The organism is Streptomyces sp. (assembly GCF_019510245.1).
GTDB lineage: Bacteria > Actinomycetota > Actinomycetes > Streptomycetales > Streptomycetaceae > Streptomyces.
Genome location: NZ_JAEKKT010000140.1, coordinates 161746 through 178365 on the forward strand (window position 1 = coordinate 161746; position 16620 = coordinate 178365).

The window sequence follows — 16620 nt, forward strand, 5'->3', positions numbered from 1 at the left end:
CTCACTTCCGCCCGACGCGGCCGAAGCGTGTGTCGTCCTCAGCGTTCTTCGGCGAGCCACTCGGCGAGGGCGACAAGGGTGCTCTCGACGCTGACCGTCATGTGACGGCGGAGCGCATCCAGGTCGGCGCGGGTGGCGCCCAGCACCGGATCGAGGCGGAGCAGTCGCCAGGACTGCTGGACGACGGTTCCGCGCCCCTGGGGAGTGAGGGTCCATTCCCAGGACACGATGCCGTTCTCCGCGCCGCCGACGACGAAGCCGAAAGCCGTCCCGGGGTCGGCTCGCACGATCTGGGAGCGGCTGGTCCACAGCTTGCCGTTCCTGCGGTTACGGCCGCTGAACCAGGCACCGGCCCAGGGGCCGGCATCCGGGTCGAAAGCGACGTCGTCGGCGTCGGGGCTCCAGCGGCTGATCGCGGACACCTCGCTGACCAGTTCGTAGACGAGGGCGGGCGCGGCGTCGACCCAAGTGCGTCTGGTGAAGGCGAAGTCGGCCGCGTCCAGCCCCTCGGAGGGAGCGTTCTCGGTGGTGGTGCTCAAGGTGGCCTCCTGGGTGAGCGCGGGGTGCCGCATTCGGCGCCTCCCACTTCATCGAGGATGCGGGCGGGGAACCTGACCCGCCGTTTCCTATCCACAGCTGGGTCAGGCCGGGTGTCGCGTGGCGGCCCATACTCGGAGCCATGGACGGAAAGACGCAGCTCGGAGACTTCCTGCAGACGCGGCGCTCCCAGCTGCGCCCGGAGGACATCGGGGTGCCCACCTACGGGGAGCGCCGGCGTGTGCCAGGGCTACGACGCGAGGAGCTGGCGCTGCTGGCGGGGGTGAGCACCTCCTACTACACCCGGCTGGAGCAGGGACAGTCGCTGAGCGCGTCGCCCGAGGTTCTCGATGCGATCGCCGGGGCGCTGCGACTGGACGAGTCCGAGCGGCGCTACCTGCGCGACCTGGCCCGGGTGGACAGGCGGCGCACCCGGGGGCGGCGGCCGGCGCCGGAACAGGTGCCGGAGGCGCTGCGCCAGTTCCTGGAGGTACTGGGCGACGTTCCCGCCATCGTGCTCGGCCGACGCAGCGACGTGCTCGCGTGGAACCGCCTGGGCCATGCGCTGTTCGCCGGGCACCTGGACTTCGATGCCCCCGACCTGCCGGCGCGGCGTCCCGACATGGCCCGGCTGGTGTTCCTCGACGGCCACGTCCGTGACCTGTACGCGGACTGGCCCAGCAAGGCCAGGGCCGTCGTGGGCAACCTGCGCTTGGCCGCGGCCCAGTATCCGGAGGACGCGGCACTGCACGCACTCCTGGGCGAACTGTCCGCGAAAAGTGCTGAGTTCGCCTCGATGTGGGCCGACCACCGGGTCAAGGCCTGTGCCGTCGCCGAATACGAGATGCGCCATCCGCTGGTCGGGCCGCTGACCGTCATCCAACAGACCATGAGCAGCGGGCAAGGTCCCGTCGTCGTGGTCGCCACCACAGAGGCGGGCTCGCCGTCGCGGGCCGCTCTCACCCTGCTCGCCCAGGCCACCGGCGAGTGTGCCGCCCCCCGGGCCGACCTGTCCTCCGACGCGGTGCAGCCACGGCCCCGCGCCGACAGGGGCTGATACCCACACCATCACCAGGTGTTGCCTCAACGGGCCGACGCCCGTCCTTTGCCCGAGTCCCGGCCCTGACCCGCCTTACCTCAGGGCTCCCGCCGGACACCACCCCGCAGGAAGAACCCACGTATCCCAGCTCATGCGTCGGCGTGTTGCCGCCGCATGCCTGAAAACAGCCCGAAGACGAGAAAGAAGCCATGTTCAAGAAGCTCTCCATATCCGCTGCGGCGGTCGGCGCGCTGGTCGCCGCCGCTGCGACAGTGCTCAACCCCGCTCCCGCCTCGGCCGCCTCCGCGCCCCTGAGCGGTGCGCGGATCGCCGCGCACTTCGACCTGGCCCAGGGCCAGACGCCGGAGAACGTCGCCCTGGCACCGGGCGGCCGCGCGTACCTCACCTTCGCCAAGGCCCGCCAGATCGCCGAGGTCTCCCCCGAGGGCACGGTCCGGATCCTGGCCACCCTGCCCGAACCCGCCGACGGCGGCGTTCACACCCCCGCTCTCGGCTTCCCGCTGACCGTCGGCATCACCCGAGCCCACGACGGAACGCTGTACTTCCTGTACGCCACCGGCACCGCCGACCTCACCGGCGTATGGCGGATGCGCCCCGGCGGCCGACCGGAACGGATCGCCGCGCTGCCGGCGGACGGCCTGCCCAACGGACTGGCACTGGACGCGCGCACCCACACCCTCTACGTCGCCGACTCCGTGCTTGGCACCATCTGGAAGGTGCCCACCAGCGGCGGCACCGCGACCGCCTGGTCCACCGCCCCCGAGCTGGCCCCCGCCGGCTTCCTCGGCGCCAACGGGCTGAAGGTCCACGACGGCGCGGTCTGGGCCACCAACCTCGACCGGGGCACCGTCCTGCGCATCCCCGTCCTGAGGGACGGACGCGCCGGCCAGGCGCAGACTCGGGCCGACGGCATGCCCGGAATCGACGACATCGCCTTCACCGGCCGCGGCGACCAGTTCCTGGCCGCCCTGGACGGGTCGAACGAGGTCGCGCTCGTCCAGCCCGACGGCAGCCACTCCACCGTGCTGAGCCCGGCGGACGGTCTGCAGAACCCCACGTCCATCGCCCTGCACGGCGACACCGTCTACGTGCTGAGCGCCGCCTGGAACACCGCCGAGGACCCCAACCTGGTTCTCGCCCGCCTGGCCAGGTAGGGCAGCGGTAACAGGAGAGCCCTGGTGAACGCCGTCGGTGCGGTGCGCACCCCTTGTGTGTGGCCTTGTGGGTCACTCGTGAACCATGGCCTTCGCACATCGCGGTGCGACACGGCGCCGGATCAGCGCCTGATGAAGCGGCTCGGGAAGGCTCCCCCCGCTTCGGGCCGGTGAGGGTAGCGCACATCGGGACCACCGGAGAGAGTGTGCCCCACGTGCAGATCAGCCCGTGCCGCTGACCTGTGCGCAGCGGCACGGCGGTGCGTGCGCAGACGTCCAGAGGCCCCTACCCGCTGGAATTCGCCTGGCGGGGCGGGGCCTTCGTCGTCCCCCAAAGGGTCTGCGATGGTCACCGTTTCGCCGACCGCAGCTGACCTCGGACGACTCCCCTACCCCCGGTCCCGAAGGGCCTCCGAGGGCCCCATGGGAACCGTCATGGGAACGGAAGGCCGTGTAAGGACGACCGTTCAGGGACGGCAGGTCGACCTCGAACCAGCCCGGGTACTTCGGCTCGTCTCGCCCGGATGCGTCCGGTCGACGGGCGGTCTGCTGACGTCCGGCCAGGAACGGAGTGGGCCGGCGCCCGCGCGGGGTCGAGCGTGAGGTGCAGACGTGTCCCTCGCCCCGACGTGAACGCCGGATAGCTGCGCTGCTCGCCCCCGGCGAACAGCAGCCGGAGAGCGTCCGCCACGTGCCGGGCCACTTCGGCATCCATGGAGACGATGCGCACCTCGACCGTGCCCCCGGCGGGAGCGTCGTCCGGGAAGTTCTCAGTCAAGGGTGAGTGCGACTGCAGGGATTGGGTGGTCATGATCGGCACCTGCCCCGGGCCGTGGGAATGGCTCGTGTCACGCGGCCCTACCGTGCCGCGCGCCGAGGACGAGACCAGTCCTGTCACCGGAGTACGAAGTACCCTCGACTCTCTCCGACGTACTCCTGGGCACCCTCGCTGCGGCCGCTTCCGGCCTCGGCGACGTACGGTGGGAAGTACCGAGGGCATCACGCACTCCGGCCGCCACGCCGGGCCGTCCTCGGCGAGAGAGGAAACCCCGAGCCACCCCAGCGGTCGGCGCGGAGACGGGTCGGCATCATGTCCGCCGCGGTCGAAGCAACTCCGGGCGCGCTCGTCATGGCCGCCCGCGTACCGCGTGCCCGCACCGGCCCGCGTTTCTGCCGTGGGGAGGCGTGATGGTCCTTTCCCGGCTGGACATCCACCGGCGGAACCGAGGGGAGGGTGCGCTCGTCACGCTCGCCGGTGCGATCGGACCGGCCACGGCACCGCTGCTGCGGGCCGCGCTGGAGCAGTGTCTGCGCGACGACGTCACCGTCATCGACGTCGACCTGACCACGGTCGGCTCCTGCGACGCCAGGGGCCTGGACGTCTTGCTGTCGATGTCACAGCGCGCCGGCCGGGTGCACACGTCCCTACGGTTGCACCACCCGTGCGCGCAGATCACCCAGCTCATCGCCGTCACCGGCTGCACCCCCCTGCTCCTCGCAGCCCCCACGGGTCCCGTGCCGCCCGCGCTGCCCCGCGACCTCTTGGAAGCGGCCTCCTCGGGTCCGTCGGCCGACGGAACGCGGACGCCTGAGGACACCGCTCGCAAACGGGTCCTCGAGGACGGAATCCGCCTGCGTCGGCTGACCCGTTGGCAGACCGAAGGAGTGGAGCAGGACATCGCGGACCTGGCCATGGCGTCCGTCGCGGACACTCCCGGTGCGTCGTTCCACAGCCGCGGAGAGTTCCTGCGCCACCTGGCCGCCAGTGCCAGGCGGCCCGGCTTCGCGCTGCTGGTCGCCGAGACGACGGTGCTGGTCGGTTGTGCCTACGGCTTTCCGCTCGGCCCGGACGGCTACGGCCGGCGAGGGTTCGACCGATCGCTGCAGGAGAGCATCCAACGGCTCACCACGTACGCACGGTTCGTAGTCCTCACGCAGGTCGTCGCCCATCCGCACGCTCAGCGCCGCGACATCGCCCGCCGACTGCAACAGCGCCTGCTCGCCGACCGGCACGCCGCCCTCGGAGTCGCCCTGCTCCATCCGGCCGACCAGGCCGGACATGCCGCATTCGAGTCCTGGGGCTGGCAGAACATGGGACAGGTCGTCGGGCTGCCCGGCCCTACAGCCCCCTGCGTGCTGACCCTTCCCCTGGAGAGCCCCTCACCGGCAGGCGGGTGATCAGACCGCTGTCGTCGACGACCCGGCGGGTCGTACCAGCCGCGGCAGGCTGCCAGCCGCCATCTGCAGTGCGGATGCGCCCTGCGCACGGCGGTTGCGCCCCGCGCCGTCCACCACGGCCGGGAGTATTCTGGCAGTCACCGAGAGCTTTTCGGCCGCACGACCACGGCGAGGCCGTTCCCGGCGAGTGACAGACGCGGGCAGCCGAGGACCGCCCGGGACGGGATCGCACGATGGACACCATCACACCCGCCGAAGGCACACAACTAGGTGATGCGCACATCTACCGGATGCCCCTGCCCCGTCTGAGCCTTACGCCGGGCGTCAGCCACGGCCCGCTGGACGGAGCGTGGTGGCCGCGCTGCGACGCGCTGGAACTGGAGCTGCCCGCGCTGGTCGGCTCACTGGACCCGGCCGTCGGCACCGTCACCCGGGTCACCGTGGACCCCGCGTCCTGGCCCGATGCCCCGCAGAAGGTGATGACGCCCGGCCACGTGATCGAGGTGGCCCAGAGCGGCCTCGCAGCCGAAGCGCATGCCATCACCCTGGACTGCAGCACCACGGGACGCTGGGAACTGCTGGTCATCCCGCCCGACGAGCCGGCCGGAGCAGCCACCCGGCTGCTGTCCGCCGCCGCCGACACCGAAAACCCGCTGTCGGCTCCCCGCATCCTGGAACTCGCCGAGAGCGGCCTCGGCGGAGAAGCCACATGGGAGTCGGAAGGAGGCGCCGGACTCAGGTGAGAGGCCCGACGCGGTCGGGCCCACGTGACCGGCCACCCGGTCCGGTCGTCGACGTAGCCGGTGGAGCCATGGCACGAACGATCTCTTCGTCGTCCCACCCCGCCGCGACCGATGCGTGCGGATCATGGCGAGTGAGCGGGTGATGCCCGGACGGCCCGCGGACCGCTCCGAGAGCTTCGGGGAAGCGCTGCTGGGAGCGGTTCTCGACCGCGCGCACGAGCTTCCTCCCCATCTCATCGGTCCCTTGGTCGCCGACGTGGCGGAGCGCTTGGGGGGCCGCCGTCCGCAGGTTCTGCTGCAGGACTACGGCCAGTTGATGCTCGTACCCCTGCCCGGCGAGGGCCTCGCGGGCGGGGAGCCGCAGCTGATCGACGAGTCCGACGCGGGACGCTGCTTCCTCGACGCGGTCTGCGTCGAGGTGTCCGAAGACGACGGCGTACGGGTCCACCTGCCGCTGCTGGACGGCGGTGACCAGGTGGGTGTCATGGCGGTGACGCTGGACAGGGTCGACGACCACGACCGCCGCCTGCTGCACAGGATCTCCGGCCTGGTGGCCGACCTGCTGGTGACCAAGCACGGCTACTCCGACCTGTTCTTCGCCACCCGACGTGATGAGCCGATGAGCGTCGCCGCGGAGATCCAGTGGTCCCTGCTGCCACCGCTGGCGATGATCATGCCCAGGGTCGCCGTGGCCGGGATCCTGGAACCCGCCTACGACGTGGCGGGTGACAGCTTCGACTACGCACTCAACGGGGACATCCTCCACGTGGTCATGATCGACGCGATGGGACACGGCCTGGACGCGGCCACGATGGCCACCGTGGCCATCGGCGCCTACCGCCACGCCCGCCGCGCCGGCATCGGGCTCTCGGAGATCTACGACTTCATGGACCGCGCGGTGGCGAAGCAGTTCGGTCCCGAGCACTTCGTCACCGCGCAGATGATGCAACTGGACACGACGACAGGACGGATCCGGTGGGTCAACGCAGGGCACCCGCCGGCGATCCTCGTCCGCAACCACCGCGTCGCGGGCCGCCTGGACGCCCCGACGACCCTCCCTGTCGGCCTGGGCGGTGCCGAGCCACGGATCAGCGAACTGGGACTGGAGCGCGGGGACCGCGTCCTCTGCTTCAGCGACGGACTGGTCGAGGAGCACAAGATGAGCAGGAAGGAGTTCGGGGAGAACCAGCTGATCACCTGTGTGAACAAGCTGGAGAGAACCGGCCGCGGGGTCCGGGCGGTGACGCGCTGCCTGTCCCACACACTCAAGCGGGCGCGGGGCGGACACACCACGGATGACGCGACGCTTCTCATGGTGGAGTGGCGTGGATGACCTTCGTCTGACCTTCATCGCTGTCGTCCGTCGGCCTCCGCCGAGGGACGGGACGGCTCGTCCGTCCGAGGGCCCCATCCGCTCCCGGTGTCGATGAGGATCTGTTCCGCCTGACTGATGTTGTCGGCCCGTACGGCCTGTGCCATCGCGGCATGTGCGGCCTCCGGCGTCGCATGCGGCGGGACCACCAGCAGTGAGAACACGTCGTGGTCGCCGCGGGTAATCAGGACAGTGTCATCGCCCACCGGGAAGGAGTCGATGTGCACCACCCGGTCGTCGACGACGATCCGCGTCGGGAGTCCTTCCCAGGCAGCGGAGTCCAGCCCGACGCGCGTCACGGGGCCGAGATGTGCGATGAGAGCGCTCAGCAGCGCGGGCAGCTCGGCAACGATGTCGCGCGACCGCGGCCACCACGCACCGTCCAGGACACCTTCACGCGACTCCGTCGTCTCCAGCCGGAGCAGCGCACACCCTGGCCGCACGGCCGCGTGAACGCCACTCGGCAGGTGCCGGGAAACAGGCGGTGAATCGGAGCCGGTCATAGGAGACCACCCGTCTTCCGGAACCGGTGCGAACCCGGGACTCGCCTCGCCCCTATCACGCTACTCCGTAGCGCCGGGGGGCCGGAATCTCCGGGACCGGCCCGACGCCGGTGCCTGCTTCGACGGTGGGAATCACTGTCGCGCCCCGAGGTCAGCGGAGCGACGCTCCGTGACGAGGTCCGCTTTCCCGACGCGGGCAGGCCCAGTCACCGAGGCCATGAAGAGGAAAGGCACCGCGACGGCCCGCTCCGCCGTCCCCCGCCCCGGCCTGAATGGGCCGGCCTGGATGCGTGCTGACGGCTACTTCAGGTTGAGTACGTCTCCAACTGACACCTTCCGTGAGGTGGTCGTGGTGCCGGGGAAGTACCAGCGCCAGCTGCCCGCCGAGGTGGCGGTCACCTTGGTGGTCAGCTTTCCGGCATCGCCCGTCGTCACGGTCTTGACCGTGCTGTAGTGGGCGGCGCCCTTCTTCCTGAACTGAAGCTTGACCTGCTGCCCGGTGAACCCGTGGTACTTCAGGTCCTCCCAGTTGGCGCGCGACAGCTTTCCGGTGACGGTCACCTTGGCGCCCTTGGTGACCCTCGCGGGCGTGATCACGGTGGTGAGCTGGGCTGCGCGCTCGACCTTGTACTCGGCGACGTCGTCGGAGATCCAGTAGTCACCGTCGTTCGCCTTGACGGTGGCGTCGACCCGCCAGACGCCGGCGACCTTGTTGGAGTCGATGTCGTCGCTGTCGGGTATCCAGGCGGGGTCGATGGTCATCGTGGCCCGGCACACCGAGGTGGTCGCGCTCTTCTTCGTGCAGGACGAGTCGTCGTTCCAGGTCGCGAAGGTGTAGGCGTTCGTCTTGTTGAAGGTGCTGACGTGCGTGAGCCCCTTCACCCCCGAGTTGTCCTTGACGGTGATGTCGATCGGGTACTTGATCGTCTTCGACGTACCGACGATGACGTTGCCGCCGCCGTTGACGACGGTCTTCACCACCCGGACGTCGCCCCGCCCCTCCGCGTGCGCTCCGGTCGCCGTCACCAGCGCCAGGGCCGCCGCCCCGCCGGCCGCGACCCAGGCCGTTCTGCCTCGCATGATCCTCCCCTTGTCGTGCGCGTGCCAGGAGAGGCTATGTGATCAGCGTCCGCCCGTACGTTTCCCAGCACATGCGCGAACAGTTCAGCGCCCACGAACTGCGTACGCTCGTCAGCGAGGGCCGCGCTCGCGTCTGACCGTTGACCGTGACCGGACGGTCCCCGCCTGACGACCGGGACGCCTTCTGGACAGTCGGTCCGACGTGGCTCATGACCACACGCCAGGTTTCCGACGTGCGTGTACACGTCCAAATTGGCGATGACTCCGGGAGCGACCGAGGATCTCCGTCACCACGCGGGCGCGGCTCCTGCCGCTGTGAGGAGGGTGTGGAGTGACTCGGGGCACGCCCAGGACGGGCGCGCCCTTGTGTAACTGCGGTGACCGCTACCGAGGCACGACGATCACGATGCTCCCGTTGTCGAAGCGGTGATCGAAGCGGTTGTCGAAGCGGTTGTCGAAGCGGTGATCGAAGCGGTTGTCAAAGCGGTTGTCGAAGCGGAACCCGCCGTGGTCGGAGCAGCGCCAGTCGTTGTTGCCGAAGCACCAATCGGTGGGCGCCTGGGTGTGCACGGCAGGGGCTGCCGCGGCCGTGCCGGCTGCGCTGACCGCAGCGCCGCCGGCCATCAGAATGCTGGCAGCGAACGTCGCGCCGAGACGCCTCGCGCGTTGTGCTCGCATGATGGATACGCCCTTCCTTCCGACGTCTCGCGCGACTCTCGGTGGCACGAGATGGAATGGCTGCAGCCGAGGAGCACGTCCCGCATCCAAGATCCCGCTCTACTGGACCGGCCGATCAGGTACGCGCTCCCAAAATGCGGCCTACTTCCAATACGTCCGAAACATCCTTTCGGATTGCCTCCAGGCGGACCGGCCTGGTAGCGCCGGCGAGATCCACACCAGGTGATCGCCATGGCGTGCGACATGCTGAAGGCGGCAGGCCCGCATGGGCACACGTCCGCCGTCACCGCCGTCCTAGGCGGCTGTGGCCGGGCGGGCAACCGCGCACGGAGCCCAGGCAACCGTCTTCCTCGCCGACACCGACGACATGAATGAACTGCTCGCGGGACAGGCCGTGCGAGTCGAGAAGGTGTGACGAGACACCCGTAGCTCGCTCTGAAGCGGGTGTCACGCGTTCGAATCCTGCCGGGCCACAGCAGGAAGGGCCGGCTCAGGAGGGTTTTCCTCCTGAGCCGGCCCCTCGTCGTGTCAGGAGGCGATCAAGCCCATGACGGAGTCCCGCGACCCCACGATCAGAAGGAGACGGCGAGTCCCACCTGGTGGTACTGGCCGACGGTGCCCAGGACCTCGTCCTTGACCGCGCCGAGCTGAGACACGAGGTCCGAGCTGCTGATCGCCGTGGGGCCGGCGGTGATGCCGATCTGCGGGCTCAGGCCACCGGAGACGGTGTCGAGCTCGGCGTCGGAGATCTCGAGGGTCTGAACCTGGGGAGCGGAGTTCATGATGAAACTGCCCTTCGTATGGATGTTCCACAAGGGGGAGCGGCCAAGCTGGGGACAGACGGTCGGCCGCGACCGCCGGCCGCGCCATCCCTTTCCGGACTCCTTGGCGCGATCCCGGCGGTGCGAAGGATCAAACCACGGAGGGTGCCCGGCATCCAGTCGGTCGCTGCTCCCAGCAGGGCAGTTGAGGGGGGCGGCCACTCATCCGTGGCTGTCCGCACACGAATTGGGGGCAGCTTCTCTACATGTGGTGCTGCACATGGGGGCCACCAGCTGTTGCCAGGTCTGCTTCGACCCGGACAACTCCGCATCAACCGAACCCCCCTGTGCCGTAGTTGCGCCTTCGCTGTGCAGATCCAGTTGCAGGTTCGCTCGTATACGCAGTCGTCAGGTGCCGACCGCGGCCGCAGCGGAGTCGGTCGTGGGGGCGTTGGGGGAGGCCGGTACGGCGATGGTGAAGGCGTCTCGGAAAGCGTCCAGGGCGGCGTCGGAGTCGTCGCGGGCCCAGCCTTCGAGGCCGATGACGCCGGTGTAGCCGAGGGCGTGGAGGGCGCGGGCGATGGCGGGGTAGTGGATCTCGCCGGTGCCCGGTTCGCAGCGTCCGGGAACGTCGGCGACCTGGATCTCGCCGATGTACGGCAGCGCCCGGCGGCAGAGTTCCACGAGGTTTCCCTCGCCGATCTGGGCGTGGTAGAGGTCCAGGTTCATCCGGAGGTAGGGGCTGTCCACCGCTCGGACGAGGGTGAGGGTGTCGGCGGCGCGGGCGAAGGGCGTGCCCGGGTGGTCGACGGCCAGGTTGAGGTTCTCGAGGGTGAAGACCCGGCCCGCGGCCTCGCCCAGTTCCGCGAGGCGCCGCAGGGTGGCGGCGGCCGTGAGCCACATGTCCGGGGTCACGGTCTCGACGGGGCGGACGGGAAGGCCCTTGTCGTCGAGGCCGGTGCCGTGCAGGTTCAGACGGGGGCTGTCGATCCGGGCCGCGGCTTCCAGGGAGGCGCGCGCGGAGGAGAGCAGGGCTTCGATGCCGTCGGGGTCGGTGAGGTTGCCGGTGAGGTAGCCGGTCATGGAGGAGAAGGTCGCGCCGGTGGCGGCCAGGGCGTCGAGGTCCTTGGCCGACCAGCCCCAGATCTCCACCTGGAAGCCGCGCTCGGCGATCCGGGTCACGCGCTCGGTGAACGGGCGGTCCCGGTAGAGCATTTCGGCGCTCGCGGCCAGGACGAAGGGAGACGTGGTGCGGGTCATGCGGTCACCTCGGCGATCGTGATGGGGCGGTCGGTCTGCACGCTGCGGATCGCGGCCAGGACGATGGGCTGAGCCCGGCGGGCGCCGTGACCGCTGACGGCCGCCGGCGTGACAGCGGCAGACCTCAGGGCCCGGCGGGCGCCGTGACCGGCGACGGCCGCCGGCGTGACAGCGGCAGACGTGACAACGGCCGACGGGACGGCCGCCGACGTGACATCGGCCGGTGTGACGCCGGGGACGTCCGGGGCGACGATCGCCGCGTGGCCGGACCCGATACGGCCCGCGGCGGTCCAGGCCGACCGCAGCGTGAGAGGGCCGGGGGAATTCACAGCGACGATCATGTCGGCGACTCCTGGGAACTAGTACGTTCTAGTCGGGAAGGTAGGCGCACACCCGGAAGTCGGTCAAGGGGTCGATATGCTCGGCACAAGGCCGCCGGGACCGGCGGCGGGACCGCATTCGGGCAGGTGGGGAGTGGTGACGTGAGGGAGTCGGACGACGACGCCCGCGACGGCGCCGGGCAGTCGCCCCTCGCGCAGGCCCCTGACGACGCCACGCGCAAGGGGCGACCCGACCCCACGCGCGGCGGGCGCCCGACCATGGCGGACGTGGCACGAGCCGCCGGTATCTCCACCGCCCTGGTCTCGATCGTGATCCGCGGTGTCCCCGGCGCCAGTGAGGAGACCCGGCGGCGCGTCCTGCGGATCGCCGACGAACTGGGATACGTCCCCGACCAGCGCGCCCAGAAGCTCCGGCGGTCCAGTTCGCGGGTGCTCGGTGTCGTCTTCGAGCTCCAGCAGCCCTTCCACGGCGACCTCGTCGAGCATCTCTACGCCGCCGCGGCCCGCCACGGCTACGAAGCGGTGATCAGTGCGGTGGCTCCCAGCCGTGCGGAGTCCACGGCGGTCAACGCCCTGCTCCGGGAGCGCTGCGAGGCCGCCGTCCTGCTGGGCAGCCGCCTGTCCGACGAGGAACTCGAACGCCTGGCCCGCCGACTGCCCACCCTTCTCGTGGCCCGCCGCAGCACACTGGCGAGCGTGGGGTCCGTCCGCGGTGACGACATGATGGGCATCAGGCTCGCGGTGGACCACCTCGTCGGCCTCGGACACCGGCGGATCGCACACATCGACGGCGCCGGCGCCCCCGGCAGTTCCGATCGCCGGCTCGGCTTCCTCCAGGGGATGGCGGATCACGGGCTGGCCGATTCCGCCGACGTGCTCGCGGGCGGCCTGACCGAGGAGGCCGGCGCTGAGGGCATGCGCTACCTGCTGGGCCGTCAGGTGCCGCCGCCCACGGCCGTCATCGCCTTCAACGACCGTACGGCCACCGGTGTCCTGGACGTCCTCGCGCATCAGGGCCGCAGCGTGCCCGGGGAGATCTCCGTGGTCGGCTACGACGACTCGCGGCTGGCGAAGATGCCGCACGTGCAGATGACCACCGTCTCCCAGGACGCGTCCGCGATGGCGGAGGCCGCCGTGACCGCCGCACTGGATCTGGTCCGGGGCGGCATCCCGCGGGAGACCGTGCTCACCCCCCGCCTGGTGGAGCGCGCGACGAGCGGCCCGGCGCCTCGCCGGGACCCTTCTCTGTAACGTTCTAGGCCAGGGGTACGGACTCGCCGCCGGTCCGGCTTGCGACACTGATTTCGAGCCACCTCCCCCGGGTGCTGCCGGAGGACATGGCGGCCACCACGCGGCAGGCTGGGGCGGCCATGGCAGCCAACGGCGTCTGGGCGCACGACGTGACGACCAGCGGCGCGAAGGTCGAAAGCCTCGCGTGGCTCACCGACGATCTGGTGATCGTGCCCAAGCCGTTCCGTCGCGTCGCCGACCACATCCGGCTCTTCGGCCCCTCCCTCGCCTGTCTCCCCGCCTGTCCGGCCGGGGGCGCGGACGAGTTCTTCGTCGCCGGCCAAGGCGACAGCGTCGTGGGCCTCCAGCACGTGGTCGAGGTCACCAACGGCCCGTTCCGGATGACCCGCCCGATCGAGGACCTCGTCTTCGTCGAGAAGTAGGACCGGCGCCCACGCTCATGCCGGCCCTTCCCCCGGAATGCTCCGCCCTCCCCGTGGAGCGCCCCGCACCGCGCGTCCCACCTCCGTGCGCAGTGCGACGAAGTCGGGAGAGCTGCGGGTGGTGATCTGGTCCCGGTCGGGCGGCAGGGTCACCGGGAGGTCGCGGATGACGCGGGAGCCGGGGCCCGGGGAGAGGACGACGACGCGGTCGCCGACGTACACGCTCTCGTCGATGTCGTGGGTGACGAAGACGATGGTCGTGGCGTCGGTGCGATGGACCTGGAGGAGGAGGTCCTCCAGGTCCTCGCGGGTGCCCGCGTCCAGGGAGCCGAACGGCTCGTCCATGAGCAGCAGGGAGGGCCGGCAGACGAGGGCCCGGGCGATGGCGACGCGTTGCTGCATGCCGCCGGAGAGTTCCCGGGGGTGGCGCCGGGCGGCGCCGTGCAGTCCGACGCGTTCGAGGATCGCCTCGGCCTCGGCGCGGCGGGCGGCGCGGGTCAGGCCCCGGCGGCGCAGCGGGAGGGCCACGTTGTCGCGGACGGTGAGCCAGGGCAGGAGCGAGCGGCCGTACTCCTGGAAGACGACCGCGAGGCGTTCCGGTACGCCGGTGACCGGGGTGCCGTCGACCGTGACGGTGCCGTCCTGCGGGGGCAGCAGCCCGGCGACGGTGCGCAGCAGCGTGGACTTGCCGCAGCCGGACGGGCCGACCACGCTGAGGAGTTGACCGTCCGGCACGGTCAGGCTGATGCCGTCCAGGACGTGCTGGTCGCCGAAGTGCCGGCTGACGGAGTCGAGGCGCAGCATCCCCTCACCCGGTCCGGGTGCCGTGGAGGGTGTCCGTGCTGTCGGTCACCACGACGTGCAGGAGGAAGGGGCCCGCGTCGTCGCCGCGGCCCAGGGCGTGGTCCAGGGCGGCCGGCAGTTCCCCGGAGTGCTCGACGCGGGCCGCGGCACAGCCGAAGGAGGCGGCGAGGGCCGCGAAGTCGATGCCCGCGATGTCCGCGCCGGGGACGGGTGCGACGCCGATACGGCGGCCCAGCGCGCGGACGGCCGAGTAACCGCCGTTGTCCAGCAGGACGTAGGTGACCGGTGCCGTGTGGCGGGCCGCGGTCCACAGGGCCTGCACCGAGTACAGCGCCGAGCCGTCCCCGACCACGCACACCACCCGGCGCCGGTCGGCGAGGGCCCGGCCCACCGCGAGCGGCAGGCCCCAGCCGAGCGCCCCGCTGCCCGTGGTGAGGAAGCCGCCGCTCGACGCGATGGGCACGCGCGCGTGCAGCGTGTCCCGGTGGCTCGGCGCCTCCTCGACGAGGACGCGGTCGCGGGGCAGCCGGGTGTGCAGGAGGTCGAAGAGCAGGTCGGGGGTGACGGGTCCGTCGGCGGGGGCCGGGGGCGGTGCCGGACGGGGCGGCGGCGGGGCGCGGTCGGGGTCCCGGAGCAGTCCGGTGAGCCGCGCCAGCGCGGGCCGCAGGGTGGTGACGATGCTGGTGCCGGTGGGCAGCCAGGCGGCCTGGGCGGGGTCGCAGTCCAGGTGGAACAGCTCGGTGCCGGGTGCGAGCGGCGGGCCGCCGTCCGCCACGTGGTACGTGAACAGCGGTGCGCCGAGGGCGACGACGACGTCGTACGGGGCGAGGCGCGCGGCGAGCGGCCGGGCGACCGGCGGCAGGAAGCCCTGGAAGAGGGGGTGTGACTCGGGGAAGCCGGAGCGGCCGGAGAGGGGGCTGATCCACACGCCGGCGCGGAGCCGCTCGGCGAGCGCGCGGACCGGTTCCAGCGCGTCCTCGTCGTCCACTCCGGGACCGACCACGAGTGCCGGGCGTGCGCAGGTCTCCAGCCGGGCGGCGAGCGCGGCCAGGGCGTCCTCGTCGGCCGTGAACTGCGAGTGCACCGTACGCGGGGTGACGGGCTCGGCGGGCCGGTCCCAGTCGTCCTCGGGCACGGACACGAAGACCGGGCCGCGGGGTGGCGTCATCGCGAGCCGGTGGGCCTCGGCGAGCGCTGCCGGTACGTCCTCGGCCCGTTCCGGCTGGCGCGCGGACTTCACGTACGGGCGCGGGAACAGGGCCGGCTCGTCGGCGCCGAGGAACGGCCGCAGCTGGAGCAGCGAGCGCGTCTGCTGACCCGCCACGATCACCAGCGGCACCCGGTCGCGGAAGGCGTTGAAGACCGCGCCGAGCGCGTGCCCGACCCCGCCCGCCGAGTGCAGGCTGACGAACGCGGCCCGCCGGGTGCCGAGCGCGTGACCGGCCGCCATGCCGACGGCGACGGACTCCTGCAGACCGAGGACGTAGGTGAAGTCGTCCGGCCAGTCGCGGAACATCCGCAGTTCCGTGGAGCCCGGATTGCCGAAGACCGTGGTCATGCCGGTGTCGCGCAGGAACCGTACGACCGCCTCGCGCACCGTGGTCGTCGTCATGCCGTCCTCCCTGCGGGCGATGCCTGGCCGGCGAGCCGCTTCTCGACCGCCAGCAGTCCGGAGTTGAGGAGATACCCGAGTACGCCGAGCAGCAGCAGCGCCGACCACACCGTGAGCAGGTCGGAGCGGGTCTCGGCGTCGGTGAGCGTGAACCCGATGCCGTCGGCACTGCCCGGCAGCAGTTCCGAGAAGACCATGAGGATCAGGGACAGCGACAGGCTGAGCCTGAGCCCGGCGAAGATCCGGGGCAGCGCCGAGGGCAGGATCAGGAACCAGAGCCGCTCGGGCGCCGTAAGCCGCAGCACGGCTGCCACCTGGAGCCGCAGCGGATCGGTGGCGCGGGCGCCCTCCGCCGAGTTGACCAGCACCGGCCACACGGCGCCGAACACGATCGACGCCACCTGCATGGGCGTACCGACGGCGAAGACGACGACGAACACCGGCACCAGCGCGGGCGGCGGGACGGCCCGCGCGAACTGGAGCACCGGGTTGCACAGCGCGTACGCCCGGCGTGAGCGGCCCACCGCGATCCCCAGGGCGATCCCGGAGACGGCGGCGAGCGTGAAGCCGGCCGCCATCCGGCCCAGGCTCGGCAGGATGGTGCCGACGGCGTCCGAGGTGAGGAACAGCCGGCGGGCGGGGCCCGAGAACCACAGGTCGCGGGTGTGCCGGGCGATCCGCAGGGGCGGCGGGAAGTACACGTTGTGCCGGGCACGGGCAGCCGCCTCCCAGCAGAGGACGGCGCCGAAAAACACCGACCAGCGCAGGAGGAAGGAGGCGGCGGCGCGTGGCGACGGTTGGGACCTCTGCTTCGGCCGCGGCTTCTGCGGCTGGGGTTGCGGCTGGGGCTGGGGCTGCGGCTTC

At 71.3% G+C, this 16620-nt stretch carries 17 protein-coding genes; 7 read left to right on the top strand and 10 right to left on the bottom strand.

Annotated features, from left to right (window positions below; genetic code table 11):
* Positions 1-38: 38 nt before the first annotated feature.
* The gene (locus tag JF597_RS22835; protein WP_293997655.1) at positions 39-539 is read right to left on the bottom strand and encodes an SRPBCC family protein; all 501 of its coding nucleotides are present in this window, start codon (positions 537-539) and stop codon (positions 39-41) included.
* 140 nt (positions 540-679) lie between these two features.
* On the opposite strand from JF597_RS22835, the gene JF597_RS22840 reads away from it, so the two are divergent.
* The 5 genes from JF597_RS22840 (at position 680) to JF597_RS22860 (ending at position 7005) form a co-directional block, all read left to right on the top strand.
* The gene (locus JF597_RS22840; RefSeq protein ID WP_293997658.1) at positions 680-1594 is read left to right on the top strand and encodes a helix-turn-helix transcriptional regulator; all 915 of its coding nucleotides are present in this window, start codon (positions 680-682) and stop codon (positions 1592-1594) included.
* Between the two features lie 191 nt (positions 1595-1785).
* A complete protein-coding gene (locus JF597_RS22845) occupies positions 1786-2751 on the top strand; it encodes a hypothetical protein (protein ID WP_293997661.1) in 966 nt (321 codons plus the stop codon).
* A 1188-nt stretch (positions 2752-3939) separates the two neighbouring features.
* On the top strand, positions 3940-4929 hold the full coding sequence (locus JF597_RS22850; RefSeq protein ID WP_293997664.1) for an STAS domain-containing protein: 990 nt from the start codon (positions 3940-3942) through the stop codon (positions 4927-4929).
* Positions 4930-5162: 233 nt separating this feature from the next.
* Entirely contained in the window at positions 5163-5672 is a 510-nt protein-coding gene (locus tag JF597_RS22855; protein WP_293997667.1) for a DUF5994 family protein, read from the top strand.
* Between the two features lie 142 nt (positions 5673-5814).
* Complete coding sequence (locus JF597_RS22860) at positions 5815-7005, top strand: GAF domain-containing SpoIIE family protein phosphatase (protein ID WP_293997670.1); 1191 nt, start codon at positions 5815-5817, stop codon at positions 7003-7005.
* 14 nt (positions 7006-7019) lie between these two features.
* On the opposite strand, the gene JF597_RS22865 is transcribed toward JF597_RS22860, so the two are convergent.
* From JF597_RS22865 to JF597_RS22890, 6 genes are all read right to left on the bottom strand, one after another.
* Positions 7020-7547, bottom strand: a complete 528-nt coding sequence (locus JF597_RS22865; protein WP_293997673.1) for a DUF5994 family protein — start codon at positions 7545-7547, stop codon at positions 7020-7022.
* Between the two features lie 300 nt (positions 7548-7847).
* Complete coding sequence (locus JF597_RS22870; RefSeq protein ID WP_293997676.1) at positions 7848-8627, bottom strand: hypothetical protein; 780 nt, start codon at positions 8625-8627, stop codon at positions 7848-7850.
* Positions 8628-9011: 384 nt separating this feature from the next.
* Positions 9012-9305, bottom strand: coding sequence for a hypothetical protein (locus tag JF597_RS22875; RefSeq protein ID WP_293997679.1), 294 nt, complete (start codon positions 9303-9305; stop codon positions 9012-9014).
* A 572-nt stretch (positions 9306-9877) separates the two neighbouring features.
* Complete coding sequence (locus tag JF597_RS22880; RefSeq protein ID WP_293997682.1) at positions 9878-10087, bottom strand: hypothetical protein; 210 nt, start codon at positions 10085-10087, stop codon at positions 9878-9880.
* A gap of 387 nt (positions 10088-10474) precedes the next feature.
* Positions 10475-11326, bottom strand: a complete 852-nt coding sequence (locus tag JF597_RS22885) for a TIM barrel protein (protein WP_293997685.1) — start codon at positions 11324-11326, stop codon at positions 10475-10477.
* Positions 11323-11667: a hypothetical protein gene (locus JF597_RS22890; RefSeq protein WP_293997688.1), complete on the bottom strand. Its 345-nt coding sequence runs from the start codon at positions 11665-11667 to the stop codon at positions 11323-11325. Before JF597_RS22890 ends, JF597_RS22885 begins: the two co-directional genes overlap by 4 nt.
* Before the next feature lie 141 nt (positions 11668-11808).
* Here JF597_RS22890 and JF597_RS22895 point away from each other — a divergent pair, with 141 nt between their 5' ends.
* Both JF597_RS22895 and JF597_RS22900 read left to right on the top strand, forming a co-directional pair.
* Positions 11809-12918, top strand: a complete 1110-nt coding sequence (locus tag JF597_RS22895) for a LacI family DNA-binding transcriptional regulator (protein WP_293997691.1) — start codon at positions 11809-11811, stop codon at positions 12916-12918.
* An 86-nt stretch (positions 12919-13004) separates the two neighbouring features.
* Entirely contained in the window at positions 13005-13340 is a 336-nt protein-coding gene (locus JF597_RS22900; RefSeq protein WP_293997695.1) for a hypothetical protein, read from the top strand.
* A 15-nt stretch (positions 13341-13355) separates the two neighbouring features.
* Here the strand turns inward: JF597_RS22900 and JF597_RS22905 are convergent, their stop codons facing one another.
* Genes JF597_RS22905 through JF597_RS22915 form a run of 3 tightly spaced genes read right to left on the bottom strand, consistent with a single transcriptional unit; the run spans position 13356 to position 16523 of the window.
* Positions 13356-14144 carry an ABC transporter ATP-binding protein gene (locus JF597_RS22905; RefSeq protein WP_293997697.1) on the bottom strand — a complete coding sequence of 263 codons (789 nt, stop codon included), beginning with the start codon at positions 14142-14144 and terminating at the stop codon, positions 13356-13358.
* A 4-nt stretch (positions 14145-14148) separates the two neighbouring features.
* Positions 14149-15756 (bottom strand): benzoylformate decarboxylase, encoded by a 1608-nt coding sequence (gene mdlC, locus JF597_RS22910; protein WP_293997700.1) that lies wholly within the window; start codon positions 15754-15756, stop codon positions 14149-14151.
* Positions 15753-16523 (bottom strand): ABC transporter permease subunit, encoded by a 771-nt coding sequence (locus tag JF597_RS22915; protein ID WP_293997726.1) that lies wholly within the window; start codon positions 16521-16523, stop codon positions 15753-15755. The genes mdlC and JF597_RS22915 overlap by 4 nt, the downstream gene beginning before the upstream one ends.
* Between the last annotated feature and the right edge of the window lie 97 nt (positions 16524-16620).